At 64.3% G+C, this 19,913-nt stretch carries 18 protein-coding genes; 8 read left to right on the forward strand and 10 right to left on the reverse strand.

Going from position 1 to position 19,913, the window contains the following annotated elements:
• The first annotated feature begins 276 nt into the window (after positions 1–276).
• Positions 277–1,269, forward strand: coding sequence for a glycosyltransferase family 2 protein (locus DOM41_RS06445; protein WP_110686013.1), 993 nt, complete (start codon positions 277–279; stop codon positions 1,267–1,269).
• Entirely contained in the window at positions 1,266–2,255 is a 990-nt protein-coding gene (locus tag DOM41_RS06450) for a glycosyltransferase family 4 protein (protein ID WP_110686014.1), read from the forward strand. The genes DOM41_RS06445 and DOM41_RS06450 overlap by 4 nt, the downstream gene beginning before the upstream one ends.
• Here DOM41_RS06450 and DOM41_RS06455 read toward each other — a convergent pair.
• Genes DOM41_RS06455 through DOM41_RS06465 form a run of 3 tightly spaced genes read right to left on the reverse strand, consistent with a single transcriptional unit; the run spans position 2,238 to position 6,150 of the window.
• Positions 2,238–3,581, reverse strand: a complete 1,344-nt coding sequence (locus DOM41_RS06455) for an O-antigen ligase domain-containing protein (protein WP_110686015.1) — start codon at positions 3,579–3,581, stop codon at positions 2,238–2,240. The two genes, DOM41_RS06450 and DOM41_RS06455, sit on opposite strands and share 18 nt — an antisense overlap.
• Positions 3,497–4,948 (reverse strand): GumC family protein, encoded by a 1,452-nt coding sequence (locus DOM41_RS06460; protein ID WP_110686016.1) that lies wholly within the window; start codon positions 4,946–4,948, stop codon positions 3,497–3,499. Before DOM41_RS06460 ends, DOM41_RS06455 begins: the two co-directional genes overlap by 85 nt.
• A complete protein-coding gene (locus DOM41_RS06465) occupies positions 4,945–6,150 on the reverse strand; it encodes a polysaccharide biosynthesis/export family protein (RefSeq protein ID WP_110686017.1) in 1,206 nt (401 codons plus the stop codon). The genes DOM41_RS06460 and DOM41_RS06465 overlap by 4 nt, the downstream gene beginning before the upstream one ends.
• 285 nt (positions 6,151–6,435) lie before the next feature.
• Here DOM41_RS06465 and DOM41_RS06470 point away from each other — a divergent pair, with 285 nt between their 5' ends.
• From DOM41_RS06470 to DOM41_RS06495, 6 genes are all read left to right on the forward strand, one after another.
• Positions 6,436–6,987 (forward strand): heme NO-binding domain-containing protein, encoded by a 552-nt coding sequence (locus DOM41_RS06470; protein WP_157956873.1) that lies wholly within the window; start codon positions 6,436–6,438, stop codon positions 6,985–6,987.
• Complete coding sequence (locus DOM41_RS06475; protein WP_110686019.1) at positions 6,984–8,432, forward strand: sigma-54-dependent transcriptional regulator; 1,449 nt, start codon at positions 6,984–6,986, stop codon at positions 8,430–8,432. Before DOM41_RS06470 ends, DOM41_RS06475 begins: the two co-directional genes overlap by 4 nt.
• Before the next feature lie 82 nt (positions 8,433–8,514).
• The gene (gene galE / locus DOM41_RS06480; protein WP_110686020.1) at positions 8,515–9,504 is read left to right on the forward strand and encodes a UDP-glucose 4-epimerase GalE; all 990 of its coding nucleotides are present in this window, start codon (positions 8,515–8,517) and stop codon (positions 9,502–9,504) included.
• Positions 9,505–9,644: 140 nt separating this feature from the next.
• Positions 9,645–10,280 carry a YceI family protein gene (locus tag DOM41_RS06485; RefSeq protein ID WP_223160942.1) on the forward strand — a complete coding sequence of 212 codons (636 nt, stop codon included), beginning with the start codon at positions 9,645–9,647 and terminating at the stop codon, positions 10,278–10,280.
• Between the two features lie 207 nt (positions 10,281–10,487).
• Positions 10,488–11,042: a TetR/AcrR family transcriptional regulator gene (locus DOM41_RS06490; RefSeq protein ID WP_110686021.1), complete on the forward strand. Its 555-nt coding sequence runs from the start codon at positions 10,488–10,490 to the stop codon at positions 11,040–11,042.
• A 119-nt stretch (positions 11,043–11,161) separates the two neighbouring features.
• A complete protein-coding gene (locus DOM41_RS06495) occupies positions 11,162–12,553 on the forward strand; it encodes an MFS transporter (RefSeq protein WP_110686022.1) in 1,392 nt (463 codons plus the stop codon).
• A 40-nt stretch (positions 12,554–12,593) separates the two neighbouring features.
• Here DOM41_RS06495 and DOM41_RS06500 read toward each other — a convergent pair whose 3' ends face one another.
• The 7 genes from DOM41_RS06500 to DOM41_RS06530 form a co-directional block, all read right to left on the reverse strand.
• Positions 12,594–13,958 carry an amidase gene (locus DOM41_RS06500; RefSeq protein ID WP_223160943.1) on the reverse strand — a complete coding sequence of 455 codons (1,365 nt, stop codon included), beginning with the start codon at positions 13,956–13,958 and terminating at the stop codon, positions 12,594–12,596.
• A complete protein-coding gene (locus DOM41_RS06505; protein WP_110686023.1) occupies positions 13,955–14,638 on the reverse strand; it encodes a DUF2848 domain-containing protein in 684 nt (227 codons plus the stop codon). Before DOM41_RS06505 ends, DOM41_RS06500 begins: the two co-directional genes overlap by 4 nt.
• 46 nt (positions 14,639–14,684) lie before the next feature.
• Positions 14,685–15,965: a TRAP transporter large permease gene (locus DOM41_RS06510; RefSeq protein WP_110686024.1), complete on the reverse strand. Its 1,281-nt coding sequence runs from the start codon at positions 15,963–15,965 to the stop codon at positions 14,685–14,687.
• A complete protein-coding gene (locus tag DOM41_RS06515) occupies positions 15,965–16,555 on the reverse strand; it encodes a TRAP transporter small permease subunit (protein ID WP_110686025.1) in 591 nt (196 codons plus the stop codon). The genes DOM41_RS06510 and DOM41_RS06515 overlap by 1 nt, the downstream gene beginning before the upstream one ends.
• A 71-nt stretch (positions 16,556–16,626) precedes the next feature.
• Complete coding sequence (locus tag DOM41_RS06520; RefSeq protein ID WP_110686026.1) at positions 16,627–17,706, reverse strand: TRAP transporter substrate-binding protein; 1,080 nt, start codon at positions 17,704–17,706, stop codon at positions 16,627–16,629.
• A gap of 119 nt (positions 17,707–17,825) precedes the next feature.
• Complete coding sequence (locus DOM41_RS06525) at positions 17,826–18,626, reverse strand: putative hydro-lyase (RefSeq protein WP_110686027.1); 801 nt, start codon at positions 18,624–18,626, stop codon at positions 17,826–17,828.
• Between the two features lie 227 nt (positions 18,627–18,853).
• Positions 18,854–19,759 (reverse strand): LysR family transcriptional regulator, encoded by a 906-nt coding sequence (locus DOM41_RS06530; protein WP_110686028.1) that lies wholly within the window; start codon positions 19,757–19,759, stop codon positions 18,854–18,856.
• Positions 19,760–19,913: the final 154 nt, after the last annotated feature.

Genomic DNA, 19,913 nt, shown 5'->3' on the forward strand with positions numbered 1-19,913 from the left:
GCGGAATGGCTCGGGCGAGGCTGTCGATCATTGCCTGCTGCCTGCTGCCTGCTGATGGCATGACTCGGGCGCGTCCACGCTGCCGCCGACGTTCGCACTCCCGATCTGCAAATTGCGACACCGGCTTTGCATTTTGCATATGCTCCCGGTTGAAACGCGTTTTCCAACACTGAATTAAAATCCAAGTCATTAAAATAAAACAATAAAATAAATCTGGCACGGTTCTTGTAAAGGAGGAGGCATGTCACGCCTTACGCCAACCTTGAGGAATCGACCATGAACACGCCCACCTTCTCCGTCGTCATGCCTGTCTACAATGTGGAAGCCTTCGTCGGCGAAGCCATCCAGTCCGTTCTCGCACAGACGTTTACCGACTTCGAACTGATCATCGTCGACGACGGCTCCCACGACAGAAGCATGGACATCTGCCGCACGTTCACCGATGAACGCATCCGGGTCGTGACTCAGCGCAATCGCGGGCTGGCGGGCGCTCGCAACAGTGGTATCGCGGTCGCACGGGGAGACTATGTCGCGCTGCTCGATTCCGATGATCGCTGGGATACCGCGAAACTTTCGCTTCACTATATTCACCTGAGAGCGGATGAGAGCGTGGACGTCAGCTATTCGGGGTCGCGCTTGATCGATGCCGCTGGCCGGCCGCTGGGCATCACCCAGCAGCCTCGTCTCACCGGCGTGGCAGCGCGTCATATCCTCACGCGCAACCCGATCGGCAATGGCTCGGCGCCGGTCATTCGCCGCCGGGCGCTGGACGCCGCCCTGTTCGTGCATCCGCAGGAGCCCGGTCGGCTGTGCTGGTTCGACGAGAGTTTCCGGCAGTCCGAGGACATCGAGCTTTGGCTGCGCCTGATTGGCAAACACGGCTGCCATTTCGAAGGGATCGATGGATTGTTGACCGACTATCGCATCGTCACGGGCGGGCTCTCGGCCAACGTGATTCGCCAGTACGAAAGCTGGGAGCGGGCCATCACCAAGGCGCAGGAGTACGCGCCGGCGCTACTTGCCCGCTACGGGGCGCGCGCCAGGGCCTACCAGCTGCGCTATCTCGCTCGCCGGGCGGTTCAGCTGGGAGATGGCTCCTTCGCCGTTGCGCTGATGCGTCAGGCGTTGGCTGCCAGTCCCTGGATCGCGCTTCAGGAGCCGGTCAAAACGCTGGAGACCAGTGTCGGGGCCCTGGCTGCCCGCTGGCTGTCGCGTGAAACCTTCAACTCACTGCTCAACCGCCGCTTGGGCTCGGAGGTGGCCGCATGACACGCTTGAAGGTGATCAGTCTCGTCGACGATGTCTCCCCCGGTGGCGTGATGCAGGCGTTGCAGGTACTGGCACACCCGTCGCTGTCGGCCTCGATCGACTCGCGTGTCTTACAGGTCGACCCGGATCGTCAGCAGGCGCCGGTCTGCGATGCCGATATTGTCATCACCCACTTCCCTCCGAGGTGGCGGGCGTTACCCTTTCTGGCGTCGCTGAAGTGGCGGGCTCGTGGCGCCAGGCTCATCCATATCGAGCACAGCTATACCGGTAGCTGGGAGTGTTTGAAGGTATCCCGGCCCGAGCGATTCCGGCTGATGCTCAAACTGGCCTATCGGCTGTTCGACCATGTCGTTGCCGTTTCGGAGGGGCAGGCCCAATGGCTCAGGACGGTCACCGGCTTGCCAGAGGCCGACCTCAGCGTCGTGCGGCCCTGGAGCGGTGTCACCGGGCTAGACACGCTCCCGCTACCTCACTGGCAGGAGCAGCGCCCGCTGGTTCTGGGCGCCTACGGGCGATTCGCCGAACAGAAGGCATTCGATCGGCTGATCACGCACTTTCGGAGGCTCGACCCGCAGCGCTATCGCCTGCGACTGGGTGGAAGTGGCCCGACCGAAGCGGCGCTGCGCGCCTTGGCGGCGGGGGCGTGCAACATCGATTTCGTTGGCCAGGTCACCGATCGCGCCGCTTTTCTGGGCGCTTGCGATCTCATCGTGGTGCCGTCGCGCTGGGAGGCCTTCGGGTTGGTTGCCACCGAGGCGCGACAGGCGGGCAGGCCGATTCTGGTGGCCGACGTCGATGGCCTGCCGGAGCAGGTCGGGCAGGCAGGCAGGGTGGTCGACTTTACCGCTGACACCGAGCTGAAAGCGGTGCTGGAGGCGCTGGACGGCCCTACGCTCCAGACCCTGGCGCTGGCCGCCCGGCAATCGACGGCAGACCTGGCCGAGCGTCGCCTCGCGTCCTGGCGTGAGTTACTCCGCCTGGCCTGACACCGAGACGGCCGAACGATCGCCGGGTGCCGACACGGCAAGCCCCGGCAGCGCCGACCGGCGCAGTACCGCCCGGCGTGCGGCGATGCCGATGAGCATCAGCGCGGGCCAGTAGAGGTAGCTCAATATCTCCAGGTTTTCTCCGAAGCTGTAGAGCGTCAACAGCAGCAACATGGAGAGGGCGACGCGACCAATCGACTCGTATAGCGACAGTTTTCCAACCACCCAGAAACTGGCCGCGAGTGGAATCGCCAGCGCCAGCGCGCCTACCAGTCCCTTGACGAAAAGCAGTCCATACCAGCTGTGATGGCTACCGATCGGCATGTACTCGACGAGGTGCGGGCCGTTCTCCACGATGCCGTGGCCAAACCATGGGGCTTCATTGCGCCACCGCTCCATGGCAATCCGTCCCAGGGCGGCGCGAACCCGGCTGGAGTCGGCGCGGGCGCTGGTGAAACCTTCGATGAGCTGATCCAGCAGCGTCTGTATTTGGGGGGCCAGAAGCCCGAGTATCAGAATGGCGGGGGCGGCGGCGAACCAGGTCCACGCCTGTCGCAGCCGGCTCACCCCGAAACAGAAGGGCCAGACGATGGCCAGCGCGACCAGCGCCAGCCGTGACTGGCAGAGCAGCGCCAGCAGAAGGCCAGCAAGCACACCGATGATCTTCCAGCCCGGATGCTTCTCCTCAAGAGCGCACAGAATGTGGACCACCGCGATCATGCCGGCGGCGGGAGACCAGGGCGCGAAAAACTGCCAGCGGGGCGTGCCCGCTCCGGGCTCCAGCGTATACAGGATCACGGCAAAGTACTCCGGCCCCGAACCGCCGACGATCTTGAGCGGCGACACGTAGAGCAGACCGGGCAGACCGATAAACGGCGCCACCAGAAAGAGGGGGATCAGCAGCAAGGTCTGCAGACCCAGCCGACATATCGCCCGATAGATGACTTCCGGGCGTATGGAGAGGACAGCGCCGGCCAGGGGAAACAGGGCCAGCAGTGCCCAACCCTTGGCCCAACCGATCGATGACTTGATCGTCTTGGGTAGCCCCAGCTCGTTGAGGAAATGACCGACGATCAGCGCGAACAGCATCACCAGCATGGCCAGTAGCCATATCAGGATGAGTGTGTGCAGCGGCGGCGGCCTGAGGTGAGGCGGTCGCGCCGGCGCGATATACAGCGTCACCGCCGCCATCATTGCCAAAATCCAGGCCAGCGCGGGCCCGGCGATGTAGAGCCCGCCGATCAGCCAGAGTCCCCAGGTACTCTGTATGGCGACTGAGACGACTCTTTCGGCAACAGTAACTGGATGAGGGGCTGGCGTAGCCATAGCAGCAGGAAGCCTGTGATCACGAAGATGGTGGCAACGACGGCGCCGGCAATGGCCAGCACCACGGAGGGCGAGGAGGGCGCTTCCGGCAGCGACGGGGATTCGAAGGTCTGGACCAGCGGGTAGGACGAAAAGGGGTCGGACTTGTTGGTGTCCAGCCGGGCCAGTGCCGAGGAGAATACCGCTTCCGCGACCCGGCGCTCTCGCAGCAGTTCGGAAAGCCTCGCGGCGGTTTGCACGAGCGCCTGGGATGCGTCGCTCTGCTGGCGAATTTGTCGACTGACCTCGGTCAGGGCGCCTTCGGTGCCCGCGATCCTGCCCATGGCGCTGAGCAGGTCGTCAAAGATGCGTCCCCGACCGTCACTGACCGCCAGGTCGGCAAACTGAAGCAGGGCCTCTCGGTCGAGGTCGGTCAGTGCCTGACCGCGGCCTAGCAGGACATTCTGCAGCGTCTGTTTCTGGGCCCCCAATTCGACCAGTTGCAGATGATTGTCACCGAGCGTGGCGCGCGCCTGATTCCAGTCGGTCAGAACCAGCGCGTAGCGGGACAACAGCGACTGAAAGATAGGATCAGCCTTGAGCAGCAGAGCACTGTGGGCATCTGCCACGGAGACCTGCAGGGTGTCGCTTAGCCCCTCGGCATCCGCCTGTAGCCGCTCGAGCTCCAGTTGGAGGTCACGCCGGTCCTGCCTCAGGCCGTCGATCACGTTCAGTCGCTGATGAAACTGATCCATGGTCGCCAGTCCGGACGCTCCCTGAAATTCGAGGATCTGCTGCTGGGCCTGCTGCAGCTTCTCCTCCAGCAGTTCGATCTGCGCGAGATCGGCGGCCTCTCGCTTGGCCGCTTCGTCCTGGCGTAGTTCTACCAGCACTTCCAGAAAGGCTTGCCTCAAGGCGATCAGGCAGTTCTGCGCGTCCTGCGGTGTGGGCGCCTTCAGCGATACCATGATGAGGTTCGTCTGATCCACCAGGCTGACGCTGGGTTTGGGCAGCATGTCCATTGTCTTGTCGACGTGCAGCGCCCCCTTGCGCAGGGTGATGTCTGCAGTCAGCAGTCGTTTGTAATTTTCCGTCGGGCTGAGCGCCGGCGTCGCAAATGCCGAGCTCGACTGCGAGGTGGCCTGGCCGATCGACTCCAGGTTGAGGGAACCGCCAACCCCTGAGCCGGGTAAAATCAGCGTCATCGTGCTTTTGTAATTGACCGGCGCGACAAGAATATAGGCGATGGCCAACCCCCAGATCGCCAGGATGAACGGCAGCATGGCGAACACGTACCGCCGATAGCGACCGGCGGCCGGCAGCCCGTCGCGGATGAACCACCATGCCCTGACCAGCCGACGAGGCGGCGCCGCTGAATGGCGACTCATTGAGACACATCATTGATCAGTATGACGGTGGCCGCCGGCCCCAGTGCATCGCCCGCCATCGATATCGCATCGCGTACGTTCATCCACCGGCTGTCGTAGCAGGCAAGGGCATCTCCGGGCATCAGGTAAGGATTCACTCGATCTCGATCGGCGCTTTCCAGCATGGCCTCGACGTCGCGAGCCATCACGAAGGTTTCACCGTTGAAGGGATTGGTGGAGATCAGGATGGCTTCCCGATGCGCGTTCATGGCCGAGCCGCCGACGCAGTTGGCGGCCACCAGCCCCTGAAGCAGGCGCGTGCCGTAGGGCAGGCTGGTCGTTTCCTTGCCGATCGCCGACGTGGCGTTACTGGCGGCGGGCCGCGACAGGTTCGACATGTAGATACGAATGCCGGGTGGCGTAACGGGACTCGGCCTGATGAGCTCGGGAGCGAAGCAGTGGGTCGTGGGGACGTAGATCCGATCCTGTGCCGCGAGCCTCAAGTCCAGGGCGACCTCGCCGCTCAATAGGCCTGTCAGATCGATTTCCGTCCAGCGCTCGCCCCGAAGCACGCGCACATGAGCGAGATCCGCGTCAGGCCGGACACCGCCGGCGGCCCGCAGGGCGGCCGAGAGGCTACGTTCGGTATTGGCGTCTCCCGTGGCCGGTCCTTCGCGTTGGCCCACCCGGTTCTCCACGGGGCGCTCGCCGACACGAACCGTCCCCTCATTGAAGACCGACCCTTGGACAAAGACGAAAATCCCGGCCCGCTCCACCAGCGAGACTGCCGCGACCCGTGGCAGTGGGCGGACCAGCTGCTCGCGAACCAGAAGTTGGCCCAGTCGGGTCTCGATCTCTTTCACCGACTGCTGGGTGGTATCGATGGCCGGCAGGCCTGGCATGTCGAGCTGCCCATATTCATCGATCACATAAAGGCTCGAAAGGTCGCCGGAGTCCCCCATGACGTCCACCCGTAAACGATCCCCTGGGGCGACGATGGCGGGCGCGGCGCGCAGTGTCTCGGGGGGCACCTGCGTCGCCTGCGGGGGCGGTGGGAGCGATTCTGGCTGACCACATTGACTGTCGTAGGGGACGGCGTGCTCGGGCATCCAGGGTGCAGTATCAAGGTTCTCTGGCTGGGGGGCGGAGCGACAGGCGCTCAGCGTCAGCATGCTCGAGATCGCAATCGCCAGCAGCGTGACACTGGACCGGATGTTGCGCATACCTGCTCCCCTTGAATCTTTGCTTGTGACTAAAAGCCTAGCGGATCATAAGCCACTTTAAATATTCGGTATGTCATACCATTTTGCGGCATTCTTGATCATTCATCTCTTTTTTGCGTTCCGCAATCCCTAAGCAGGCGTTATGCAAAACAGCGTTTGCATAACGCAATTATCGAAGCAATTGTCGAGTCGGAAGCGCGATGGGCGGGTGTGTCAATGTTGGTCCGGTTATTGCTTTGTCTTAATACAAGGGCGATTTCACGACCCGCGAGCGAGGCAACACTCATGAAAGGCGTCATATTCGTCGAGTTAATGAACTTTATGGATGAGCAGTTTGGCGGTGAGTTTACCGAGCGTGTCGTCGATGAAGTCGCCCTGCCCAACAACGCGGCCTTTACCTCCGTAGGTAATTATCCCAGCGTTCAGGCGGCCGACATGGTAGCGACGGCTGCACGACTCGCCGACGCCGATGCTGCCGATCTTTGCGAGCGCTTCGGTCTGTATCTCTTTCAGCGATTCGAGGTTCGCTTCCCGCATCTTTTGACGCGCTATCAGAGCGCCCGCGAACTGCTGGATCATGTCCAGAGCCACATCCATGAGGAGGTCAAGGTGATCTACCCCGGCGCGACGCCGCCGGAAGTGGTCACCCATGAGGGACCCGAAGGGTATGTGGTTATTTATCGATCGCACCGTGCCTTCGCCCACATCGCCTATGGTCTGGTTCAACAGTGCATTACGTTCTACGGTGACAACAGTACGGTTCACTGGTGTGAGGGAGGCACGGCGCACGCGGCGCGTTTCATCATCAAGCCTCATTCGGAAAGCGACCCATCATGAGCGAAAAGACGCATGTTCTTATTGTCGAAGATACCCTGTCACTGGCGTTGACCTACGCCAGCCAGCTCGAGGCGGCAGGATGCGTGGTCGAGCTGGCGGGGAGCGGTGCCGACGCTCAGCAACAGCTGGCATCTCGTCACGGTGGCCAGGCTTTCGATGTCATCCTGCTCGATCTCGGGTTGCCTGACACCGATGGTCTGGAACTCATGGCATCGACGCCGGAGATGACCGAGCAGACGAGCACCGTGGTGATTACGGCGGATGGCTCGATCAATCGCGCCATCAATGCCATGCGCCTCGGCGCCTATGATTTTCTGGTCAAGCCCGTAGCGCCCGAGCGGCTGGTCACGACCGTGGATCGAGCCGGCGAGCGACGTCGACTCGAGAACGAGCTGGTGCTTGCCAGGCAGGTTCAGCGCCGCGAGTCGTTTCAAGGCTTCATCGGCGCATCCGATGCCATGCAGGTCGTCTATCGAGCGATCGAGAATGTCGCCAATTCCAAGGCGACCGTGTTCGTGACCGGCGAGAGTGGCACCGGCAAGGAAGTGACGGCGGAAGCCATCCATAATGTCAGCCAACGCCGCGAGGGGCGCTTCGTCGCGATCAACTGCGGTGCCATTCCCGAAAACCTTCTCGAGTCTGAGCTGTTCGGTCATGTCAAAGGCGCGTTCACGGGCGCGCTGGAACATCGCACGGGGGCTGCCAAGGAGGCCAGCGGCGGCACGCTCTTTCTGGATGAGATCTGCGAGATGGAGCTGAAGCTGCAGGTCAAACTGCTGCGCTTTCTTCAGACCGGCATGATTCAGCCGGTGGGGAGTAGCCGAGCCGTACCGGTGGACGTGCGCGTGATCTGTGCCACCAATCGTGATCCCCTGGTTGAAATGCAGGCGGGACGCTTTCGTGAAGACCTGTTCTACCGCTTGTCGGTACTCCCTATCGAGTTGCCGCCGCTGCGTGAGCGCGATGATGACGTTGTGCTGCTGGCGCAAGGGTTCGTCGACCGCTTTTCGGCAGAGGAGAACAAGTCTTTCGAGCCGCTGGGCGAAGCCGTGCTCACCCTGTTGCGCCGCCACCGCTGGCCGGGTAACGTCCGCGAGCTGCAGAACGAGGTGCGACGCGCCGTCGTCATGAGCGCCGGGCCGACGCTGTCGCTGGAGACTCTCAATGTCACGACGTCGGCGTCACCGCCAGGTTACCGGACGGCCGAGGCGAATCCGGCTCTGGATAGTGCGCCGAGCCCAAGTGGGGACGATGAGTCGCTGGCGGGACTCTCGTTTCAGGGGCTGACGCTGGAGCAGATCGAAAAGATGGCGATCGAGAACGCGATCGCCAGAAACAATGGCAGCATACCGGGGGCGGCGAGAGATCTGGCAGTGAGCCCCTCGACGCTATACCGCAAGCTGGAAAAATGGTCTGTCGGCGGGGCCACATCGTCACTCTCGTGACAGGTGCAACGATGCGCCGCACGAGAACGTGAGGTGGCCCACGTTACCGCCAGTACTTGAAAGCCCCCGACTGGAGGCAGGAATGTCCGCACGAAACGTACTGGTTGTCGGTGGCGCCGGGTATATCGGCTCTCATATGGTTGATCACCTGGTCCGTGCCGGCTATGCCGTCACGGTGCTCGACAATTTGTCGACGGGACATGCCGATGCCGTGCTGAACGCCGAACTCGTCGTCGGCGATCTGGGAGAACCCGACACGCTCGACCGGCTCTTTACCGCACACACCTTCGATGCCGTCATGCATTTTGCGGCGTTAACGGAGGTGGGGGCGTCCGTCAAGGACCCCGAGGCGTATTACGACAACAACGTGGCCAAGACACTCCGATTGCTGGCGGCGATGCGCCGTCATGGCGTGGAGCGCTTCATCTTCTCCTCGACGGCAGCCGTTTACGGTGACTCCATTCCCGGTCTGATCCGGGAAAGTGATATCGGCAGCCCCATCAACCCCTACGGTTGGACGAAGAGAATCATCGAGCAGGTCCTGCGTGACTACTCGCGCAGCTACGGGCTTCGCTCAGTGGTTTTTCGCTACTTCAATGCCGCGGGTGCCGATCCCGAGGGGCAGCTGGGCGAGCGTCATGATCCCGAGACGCACGTCATCCCACTCTTGCTGCAGGCGGCTTCCGGGCGCCGACAAACCTTCACCATCTTCGGTGACGACTACCCGACGCCGGATGGCTCCTGTGTCAGGGATTTCGTCCATGTCGCAGACCTGTGTCGCGCTCACCGGTTGGGGCTGGAGCGTCTGCTGCGCGGCGAATCGGGTGACGTCTTCAATCTCGGCAGCGGTGTCGGCTATAGCGTCCGAGAGGTCATCGAGTCCACCAAGCGAGTGACGGGGCGCGATTTCGCGGTCAACAGTGCATCACGGCGGCCGGGCGATCCGGCGTATCTCGTGGCCGATGTCGCCAAGGTCGAGCAAGCCCTGGGATGGCAGCCGGCGTATTCGCTGGATGAGATGGTGGCGCATGCCTGGCGCTTTGAAACCGACACGCACGGTTCATCAACTTGAAAAGGGCGAGGGCTGTCGCCGTTGCCTACGCCTGCTGCTGAGCGCGGATTGCCGGGCCGGATGCCGGACCCACGCGTCCCCAGTTTTCTCCTACGCTGAATGACGTCGTTACTGACTCAATAGGTTTAGGGAGAAAACTCATGAATCGCACGATGACCACGCTGGGCGTCACCACGCTTGTCGGCCTGATGAGCAGCGGCGCCGTGTTGGCGGCCGAGCAGCCCGAGACGAACGACATCGCCGAGGTGCCGGCCGGGACCTACGACCTCGACGGCTCGCACTCCAAGATTACCTGGGCCGTGGACCACTACGGTTTCTCCACCTATCAGGGGCAGTTCACCGGCATCACCGGGACGCTGACGCTCGCTGAGGACCCGGCCCAGAGCGAGCTGAACATCGAGATTCCGCTCGACCAGGTGGTCACCGGCGGGGCCCTGGACGACCACCTCGCCAGCGACGACTTCTTCGACGTTGATGAGAACCCGACTGCCACCTTCCGCTCGACCCAGATTGCGCTGGACGACGACAACGAGGCGACCATTGAAGGCGAGCTGACCTTCAACGGCCAGACTCACCCGTTGACGCTGGAGGCTGATTTCAATCAAGCCGCCGTCTACCCCTTCGACAAGAACTACCGTCTCGGTTTCGATGGTGAGGCCGAGATGATGCGCAGCGACTGGGGCCTCGACTATCTGCTGCCGGAAGGCGACAGCGTCATGGGCATCAGCGATGAGGTCGAGCTAGAGATCGAAGCGGAGTTCACGCCGCAGGGTTGATCAACGGCGTCGGGAGTCGATCTCGGCCACCCGCGGCAGACCGACAGCACGGCGGGGCNNGCCCCGCCGTGCTGTTTTTGATGGTGCCTGGCGTGTGTGCAACCCGACCGGGTCGCCACGAGCTTGAGAGATTGTCCGGCGAGCGACTTGATTGTGTAAAGTGATCGTTTTACATTGGTGGTGAAGCCAACACCTCGAGGACGGGACATGCAGGCCAGCAACGACATTCGCGCGCGGCTACTCGACGCCGCGGAAGCGCTCTTCGACCGTCATGGCTTTACTGCCACAGGCATGGATCGGCTGACCAGCGCCGCCGGCATCTCCAGCCGCACGCTCTACAAGCACGTGGGCAGCAAGAACGGTCTGATGGCCGCGGTACTTCAGGCGCGCGATCGTCGCTTTCGGCGCCGGGTCGATGTCGCCAGCGTCGACGCGTTCTTCGCCGCACTGGAGACATGGTTCGCGGAGGAGGGCGCGCGAGGCTGTCTGTTTTTGCGCACCTGGCGCGAGACCGGCGGCGACGTGCCCGAAATCGCCGAGGCGATGTCGCGGCACAAGGCATTCATGCAGGAGACGATCGGCGAACTCGTGGTCTCGGAGATCGGGAGTCGCGACGAGGCGCTCGCCGACGAGATCCTGGTGCTGTTCGAAGGCATGGTGCATGCCTACACCTACCGTGGCGAGGCGATGGCCAGCGCGGCCCGCCGCGCCGTCCATACGCTCGTCTCGGCGGCGAGAGCGAGGGAGCCGAAGACGGAATGAGCCGCCTTTTCTCGCGCTGATCTCGACCGAATAGCGACCGATCGTCCCACCGGCTTGCTGCCGGGGAGTCTTATCGCCCCAATGGAAAACGATCATTTTACACCTCAAGGAGAGACCCCATGAAGCGTCCCGAACGCCGTTTGATCGTCGCCGGCATCCTGTTGATCGGTATTAGCTACGGGCTGGCCCGTTTCGCCTACGGGCTCTTTCTCCCCAGCATGCGCGACGACGTGGGGCTGAGCACTGCCACGGCGGGGTTCATTGGCAGCGGCGCCTACGTCGGGTACTGCCTGGCCATCGTGGCGAGCGCCCTGTGGGTCGAGCGACTGGGGGCGCGGCTCGTCGCCGTCATCGCCGCACTGGTGGCGGCGGGCGGTATGGCCGCCATCGCCGTGAGCACTCACCCGCTGGTGCTGGCCGTCGCCATCCTGTTCGCGGGAATGAGCACCGGGCTCGCTTCGCCGCCCATGGCGCAGGCGGTCTCGGGGGTGATCGACGAGGCCCGCCAGGGGCGCGCCAATACGCTGATCAATGCCGGTACCAGTCTCGGCGTCGCGGTCTCCGGCCCCGTTGCCTTCCTCGCCACGGGCCAGTGGCGGCTCGCCTATGCCGTCTTCGCCGTCGCCGCGCTGATCAATGCGCTGATGCTCTGGTTCAGTGTGCCGCGGCGTCTCGACGCGTCGGACACGCCGTCTGAGGCGGATTCGACGACACCTCGTACCGGCGGACTTCGCCGCCCCGGCATGTTCGCGCTGGTGCTTGCGGCCATTGGCATGGGCACGGCGAGTGCGGCCTACTGGAACTTTGCCAGCGATGTGGTGATGACGCTGGGTGATTTTGGCCAGAATACGGCCAGCGGCGTCTGGGTTCTGATCGGCGTGGCGGGGCTATTCGGCGGCGTCGCCGGCGATCTGGTGGAGCGGCTGGGGGTGAACTGGGTTCATCGGGTGTGGCTTTGCGCCATGGCGCTGTCACTGGTGCTACTGGTACTGATGCCGACCCACCTGATGGCCGTGGGCATCTCCGCGGCGCTATTCGGCGCGGCCTACATCATGCTGACGGGTGTCTATCTGGTCTGGGGCGTCGGCCTGTACGCCGACCGGCCCGCGGTGGGGCTGGGGCTGCCGTTTTTGATGATCGCGGTGGGGCAGGTCGTCGGCTCACCTCTGGCCGGCTATCTGATTGGCAGCCAGGGGAGCGTCTTCTGCTTCACCACGTTTGCGCTGATCGCCCTGGCGACGGCGCTGGTGCGCCATCGAGAGCGGCATCAGGTCAGCCATTACCCGGCGCATCCTGCGGGGAAACACGAGGTCAATGGCAACGCTGACAAGGCCCGGGCCGAGGTGGCACGGCCCGGCAAGTCGAGCGACGGTACTGTCGCGGCGTCTACCGGATCGGTCGCGCCACTGGGGCGCTTTTACCTGCCCGCCATGCCGCCGCTGGGGGCCATCGAATGGATCGCCCGCCGACTCAGCGGATCTCGCCGCGTGGCGAGACGGCGGCGGGATTGAGGGCGGGAGCCAACGGCGGCCATGGCGACCGCCAGTGCGCTCAGCGGGCCAGCATCGCCTCGACCACGCTGGCTTGCTGCAGCAGCTGGCTATCCTGCCCCTGGGGGCGCGACAGCATCAGGCCGATGGGCAGTGCGTCGTCAGAGACGAAAAACGGCAGCGAGATCGAAGCGGCGTCGAGATAGTTGAAGACGCTGGTGTTGCGCAGCGCCAGCCGGTTGGCCCGCTGGAACGCCGCGGCGTCGTTCTCCAGCTCGGCGCGCTTCGGCGGTAGTGTCGCCACTGTGGGCAGCAGCACGGCATCGAAGCCGCTCATCTCCTCGGCGAAACAGCGCTGCCAGCCGGCACGCGGCCAGAGCCGCTGGAGATAGTCCGTGGCGCTGATGTCGCGGCCGCCGGTCAGGCGTTCAGCGATCAGCGGATCGTAGTCGGCCTGCGCGCGTTCGAGCTGTTCGCGGTGTAGCGCCGCCGCTTCCGGCACGACGAGTCCGCCCTGCTGGTTGATGGCGAGCGCGCCATCGACCGCCTCGAACGTCAGCCGCTCGACGTGGCATCCCGCAGCCTCCAAGCGGGCGATGGCCGCCTCGAAGCCCTCCCTGACGGCGTCGTCCAACTCCTGGAGCAGACCGCCGAGAGGCACCGCCAGTCGCAGCGGGCGCGGTGTCGGGTCGAGAGTGGGCATGGGCTCGGTCGCCAGCACCGACCAGAGCTGCGCGCAGCAGTCGACGCTGGGGGCGATGGGGCCGACACAGTCGAGGCTCGGCGACAGCGGGTAGGCCCCCTCGCCGGGAACGCTCGCCTGGCTGGGCTTGAAGCCGGTCAGGCCGCAGAACGCCGCCGGAATGCGCAAGCTACCTCCGGTATCGCTACCCAGCGTGGCCGCGGCCAGGCCGAAGGCGATGGACGCCGCGCCCCCGGAGGTCGAGCCGCCAGTGATGCGCTCGACGTCAAAGGGGTTGGGCGGCGTGCCGCAGTGCGGGTTGAGGCCGAGTCCGGAAAACGCGAACTCGCTCATGGTGGTGCGCCCGGCGAGCAGCGCCCCGGCCTGGCGCAGACGGGCGACGGCGGGGGCATCCCGCGGGGCCAATGGCGCCTTGGCAAGTACTTTCGAACCGGCAGCGGTGGTCTCTCCTCGCACGTCGAAGAGATCCTTGATGCTGATCGGGAGACCGGCCAGCGCGCCGTCGGGTTCGATGCCTTGCAGACCCGCACGCAGGGTGTCGGGATCGTAATCGACGAAGGCCGTCGCGGTGACCTCGGGAAGCGATCGAGCGCGTTCGGTCAGCGCCTCCAGCGCCGCCGCCGGGGTGAATTCGCCCGCGGCGAGCGCCGCCTGCCAATCCTTCAGCCGTCGCCGTGCCGGGGGGCGTTGCCAGAACGCCGTGGCGCCATCGGCCCCGCTCACTGCGCGACCTCGAGCTCGACAATGCGGTAGCTGTGATCGAGGCGGCGATCGCTCACCGGATCCACCAGCGACATCGAAAAGCGCGGGCTGGGACGGATGCCGCCGATCGCCGGCACGGTGCCGCACAGCAGCAGCGTATTGGGGGCTAGCGACTCGCCTTGCTTGAGCGCGGCAGGGAGTTTGGCCAACAGCGTCTCTACGTCCAGCAGCTCGGCCAGGGTGCCCTGCTGATAGGTCACCGACTGACCGCCTTCCTCGATCTCACTCGACAGCGCCAGCTGGTCCCAGTGCTCACGAACCTCGTCGAGTGCCCACGCCGTCGCGGCGACCGGCTTGGCGCAGAGCTGCTTGGACTCGGCCACGCCTACCGCTTCCAGCTTGCGGTCGGTGTGATCGGAGGCGAGCGTCACCCAGAGCCGACCGTCGCTGTCGCTGACCAGGCACACCTCGGCCTCGCCGGAGCCGTCGCCACCCAGCATCTCGACGTCCTCTGCCTGGGTCAGCAGCTGCGCGCTGGCGCGGTAGAACAGCGGCACGCTCGACGGCGGTTTGACGCCCAGCTCGGCGAGTTCGGCGATGTGATGCTGGACGCCGGCCTGATCGCGGCCGGCCCAGCCGGCGATGGCCAGGCGCTGGGGGGTAAGTGTCAGAGAACCCTGAGGCGTATCAAAAGTCAGCATGAGTCGCGTTTCCGTAAAGGTGAAAGGAGCCGATGAAAAGTTCGGGTCACAGCGAGTTGGGCAGCCACAGCGCAATGCTGGGGAAGATCACCAGCAGTACGGCCATCAGCAGCATCGCGCCGATGAAGGGCAGCGTCCCGACGACGACATCGGAGAATGGCTTGCCGCGGCGAGCCGCCTGGACGATGTACAGATTGAGCCCCACCGGCGGCGTGATCAGCGCCATTTCGACGAAGAGGATCATGACGACGCCGAACCACACCTTGTCGAAGCCGGCGGCGGCGATCAGCGGCGTGACGATGGGAATGGTGATGACCATCAGCGACAGCGTCTCAATGAAGAAACCCAGCACGACGAACAGCGCGATCACCGCCAACAGCAGCGCGTAGGGCGAGAGGTCGTGGGTGCTGAGCAGCGTATTCAGCTGCTGGACCAGACCGGACGAGGTCAGCGCGAAGTTGAGGAACGAGGCCGCCAGGATGATGAACAGCAGCATCGAGGTCGTCTTGACTGTCCCGTCGAGCGCGGCAATCAACATCTGGCGATCCAGGCGGCGATTGGCCGCTGCCAGCCCCAGCGAGACGATGACGCCGACCGCCGCGGCTTCGGTGGGCGTGGCCCAGCCGAGGTAGATCGAACCGACGATGACCGCGAACAGGATCAGCAGCGGTGCCAGAAACGCCAGACTGCGCAGACGCGCGCTCCAGCTGGCGACGCTACGCGGCCCGCCGAGGCTTGGCTTCCACAGACACAGCACCAGCGCCATGGCCATGAACAGCAGCGACAGCCCGAGACCCGGAATCAGCCCTGCCATGAACAGCTTGGGAATCGAGGTTTCGGTGAGAAAGCCATAGACGATCAGGTTGATCGACGGCGGAATCAGAATGCCTAGCGTGCCGCCGGCGGCGATGCTGCCGCAGAAAAGGCGCGGATCGTAGTTGAGCTTCTCGCCCTGAGGCAGCGCCACCGTGGAGATCGTCGCGGCCGTGGCGACCGACGACCCCGAGGTCGCCGAGAACAGCGCAGCGGTAGTGATGTTGGCGTGGATCAGGCCGCCCGGCAGCCAGGAGAGCCAGTGATCCATGGCGCGATAGGCCTTCTCGGCGATACCGGCGCGCACAATGATCTCGCCCATCAGCACGAACAGGGGGATGGCGATCAGCAGAAAGGAGTCTGCGGCCGACCACAGGTTCTGGCCCAGCGCCTTGGTCAGCGGGAAGAACGAAAAGAACTGGTCGACACCGAAGGCGAGCAGGAACAGCGTGACGGCAACGGGGATGCCGGCGAGCAGCAGCGTGAGAATGCCGACCGAGAGAAATCCGAGCATCAGTGGGTCTCCTTGGCGGGAAGAGCTTCGGTGATTTCGCCGTTATCCATGCCCGCCAGTGCGTCCAGCGTCGGCACGTCGCGCTGGAAGAGCGCGGCGAGTACGCGCAGACCCATGACACTGGTGGTAAAGGCGAACCAGCAGTAGCCCGCGGCCCAGAGGAGCTGGGGAATCCACAGCGGGGTGGCCAGTGGTGTGTTGGCAGTGGAGCCGTTGGCGAGCGATTTACTCAGGACCGGCCAGGCATTCACGGCGATCACCCAGGCCACCAGGTTGAGCGCCAGCAAGGAGATGACGTTCAGCGCGTGGCGCGACAGCGGCGGCAGCCGCCCGTGCACGACATCGATTCGGATATGCGCCCGTTCGAGCAGGGTGTGGGAAATACCCCACGCCGACAGGACGGCGAGCACGTAGCCGGCATACTCGTGAACGCCGGAGAGCGAGTGTCCGGTTAGCTTGCGCAGCAGGATCTCGACGCCGATGAAGGCGACCACGCCCAGCAGTGCCAGACCGATGACCCGCGCCGCCAGGCGAGAGACGCCGCGGGTGAAGCGCACCAGCCCGTCGAGGCCCTTGATGAAGGTAGACATGAAGCGGTTCTGCCTGTCGAAGATAGCAAACCCGGCGTGCGGCTCTCGGGCAGCGCGCCGGGAGGCGGAGGTCAGGGGGCTTCGGCTTGCAGGTCGACGACCTGGCCGACGCCGGCATTCCACTGCTCGATCGTTGCCGCATCGACACGGCTGGCCCACGCCGGCAGCACGACGTTCTGCAGTGCCTGACGGGCGCGCTCGGTATCGGCCTCGGTCGGCTCGACCAGCGTCATGTCGGCGGCATCGCCGGCCGGGCACTCACCGTGCCCCGTGAGGCAGGCGATGCCGCGCTGGGTTTCGCTCTTGGCGTTGTTCCAGGCGGGCGCTGTGAAGGCGTCATCGACCTGTGCCTGGATCAACTGCTGATCGGCGGGGTCGAGACTTTCCCACTTGTCCTGATTGATGGCGGTGATGACGTAGTCCCAGCCGCCGATGGGCAGCGGCAGCATATGGCTGGAGACGTCGTACCAGCCGGCGCTATAGCCGGACATCGAGCCGGTGACGGCACAGTCGATCACGCCGCGCTCAAGCGAGCCGGGAACCTCGTTGAAGGCGATGTTGAGACTCTGCGCGCCGAGGGCTTCGAGAAACTCACCGGTCGAGCGGCCGCTGCCGCGGACCTTCTTGCCCTCGAGGTCAGCCAGTCCCGAAATCGGCGTGTTGCAGAACAGCACCTGGGCGGGATAGGGGACGATCGCCAGCACGTGGCTGTTGAAACGCTGGTTCAGCGCCTCTTCGGCGATGGGGCGGAAGGCCTCGGCCACGGCGCGAGCCTGATCGCTGTCCGTGGTCATCATCGGCAGGTCGAGCCCTTCGAGCTCGGGCGCGTCGCTGACGGTGTAGTCACCCACGGTCATGCCGACGTCGAACAGCCCGTCGCCGAGATAGCGGAAGACGTCGCCGCTGGCGATGCCCATCTGATCGAAGCTGGTGACCTGCGTCGTGATCTCGCCGTCGCTGGCCTCGGGTAGCGTCTCGCTCCAGAACGGCTGCTCGAATTTCTGGTGCAGTTCGAGGCTGCTCCAGCTGCCGACGACGTTGAGCGCTGTGTCGGCCGAGGCCGTGGACACCATGCCGGCGCCGAGAACGGTGGCGGCCAGCGCGGTCAGGGCGCGGCGACGACGGGGAGTGTTGACGGAGTGTCGAGTCATGGGAAGGCCTCGCTTGGCGTTCGTTGTTGATGTTGTTGATGTTGTTGATGTTGTTGATGCTGTTGATGTTCGTATCGGACCACGGCAGCCGTCTCATGGACGCTGCGGTTGCGTCGCGTCTAGCCGTATTTCAGGCGCTGGTTGGGAATGTCCGTGATCAGCATGTGCCCCGGGCTGTGGGTGATCGCAAGCGGCAGCCTGGCGGCCTCGAGGGCGGCCTGGGGGGTCACGCCACAGGCCCAGAAGACCGGAAGCTCGTCATCGTGGATGAGCGGGGCGTCGCCGAAGTCCGGGCGTGACAGATCGGCAATGCCCAACGACTGCGGCAGACCGATGTGGACAGGGGCACCGTGGACTCGCGGCATGTCAGTGGTGATCTGTACGGCGCGAATGGCGTCCGCCGGTTTGAAGGGGCGCATCGAGACCACCAGGTTGCCGCCGAAGGGGCCGCTGGGTTCGAGCGGGATCTGGGTGCGGTACATGGCCACATTACGGTCGAGCTGAATGTGGCGGATCGCCAGACCGTCGGCGATCAGCGCGTCTTCGAAGGAGAACGAGCAGCCGATGGAGAAGGTGACGAAATCTTCCTGCCACAGATCGGCGATATCCGTGCGCTCTTCGCTCAGCTCCCCGTCCCGGTAGAGTCGGTAGCGTGGCACGTCGTGACGCAGATCGATGTCGCTGCCCAGCGCGCGAGGGTAGGGATCCCCCGGGTCGGTGACGTCGAGCAGTGGGCAGGCGCGAGGGTTGCGCTGGCAGAAACGCAGAAACGATTCGGCGTGACGTGCAGGCAGTATCACCAGATTGGCCTGGGCATAGCCCGGTGCCAGTCCGCTGGTGTGGCGCTGCCAGTCGCCGCGACGAATGGCTTCGCGCGCGTGGGCCGGAGAGGCAAGGTCGATGGTGCGTTCGTCTGACATCGAGCTTTCCTGATTGTGGTTGTTGACCCGACCATAAGAAGCGCTCGTCGATAAGGCAAATCGATTTTTCATATCCCTAAAGATCGACTAAACCTTTCACCCGAATCGGCCGTCCCGACCTGGCTGCGGCGGCCCCGTTGGTGGCCGTCGGTATTCGGTCATGGGCGCGGTCGCGAGCCCCAGCGGTGCGTCGACTCAGAGGGCGTGTCTCACCCAGAGGGCGTGGCTCACAGCGCGTATTGGGGGTGGCGCGCCTGATCCTCACGCGCGATCTCGATCGCCAGCTCGATCACGCCCTCGGCCAGCGAGCCATCGAGGTGCTGCGGCCACGACGCCGTGAATTCCAGCTCCGGCAGCGCGATCGGCAGTTCGATCAGCCGCGCCTGCACCAGCTCTTCATGAACCAGACGGGGCGGGATGGCGCCGATGCCGATGCCGTCGAGCGCCATCCGCACGATCGTCCATACCGAACTCGAGCAGTGCAGCTTGAGATGTTCCAGTCGCTGGTGATGGAGCAGTGATCCCAGCTCGCGGTAGGGGCGGCTTTCGCGATTGAAGGTAATCAAGGCGAGCTTGTTCAGGCGCTGCAGCGAAAAGTCGTCGGGGTCGATGCCCAGCTGCGGACTGGCGATCAGGCCCATCTTGTAGTGACACAGGAAGCGATTGAAGACGTCCTGCCGGGTCACCGGCCCCATCATGAAGGCCATGTCGATGTCGCGGCTGTGCAGCTTGGCTGCCAGCCCCGGCGAGGTGTCCACTTCCAGTTCCAGCGTCATCTCCGGGAATCGCCGGGAGAGCTCGGCCAGAAACTGGGGCAGCCAGCTGTGAGCAATGGTCTCGACGACCCCCAGGCGCAGTGTGCCCTGAAACGGGGTGCCCAGTTCGACCATGGCCATCGCCTCCTCCCGCGCTTGCAGCAGCTTCAGGGCGTGGCGATAGAACTGCCGCCCCTTGGGGGTCGGTTTGATGGGGCGCTGGGTCCGTTCCAGCAGAGGCTCGCCCACCGTGGCCTCGAGCCGGGCGATGCGATCGGAGACCGACGGCTGGGTGAGATGCAGATGCCGGGCAGCCAGACGAAACGAGCCGAGCCGGACGATCCAGACGAAAGCGTCGATTTCCTTGAAGTCGAACATGCGGTGACGGCTCCGTATCCTCGTGCGCAGCGAACGCGGGAGTATGGCACAACGCCCCACGCTGCGGATGTCGCCGGCCTGCCAACGTGGCTACAATGACGTATCCGCAGCGTGCCGGGTGTGTTGCCTGCTCCACAAGAGTGCTCATGTCCGC

This window comes from Salinicola aestuarinus (assembly GCF_003206645.1).
Lineage (GTDB): Bacteria > Pseudomonadota > Gammaproteobacteria > Pseudomonadales > Halomonadaceae > Salinicola > Salinicola aestuarinus.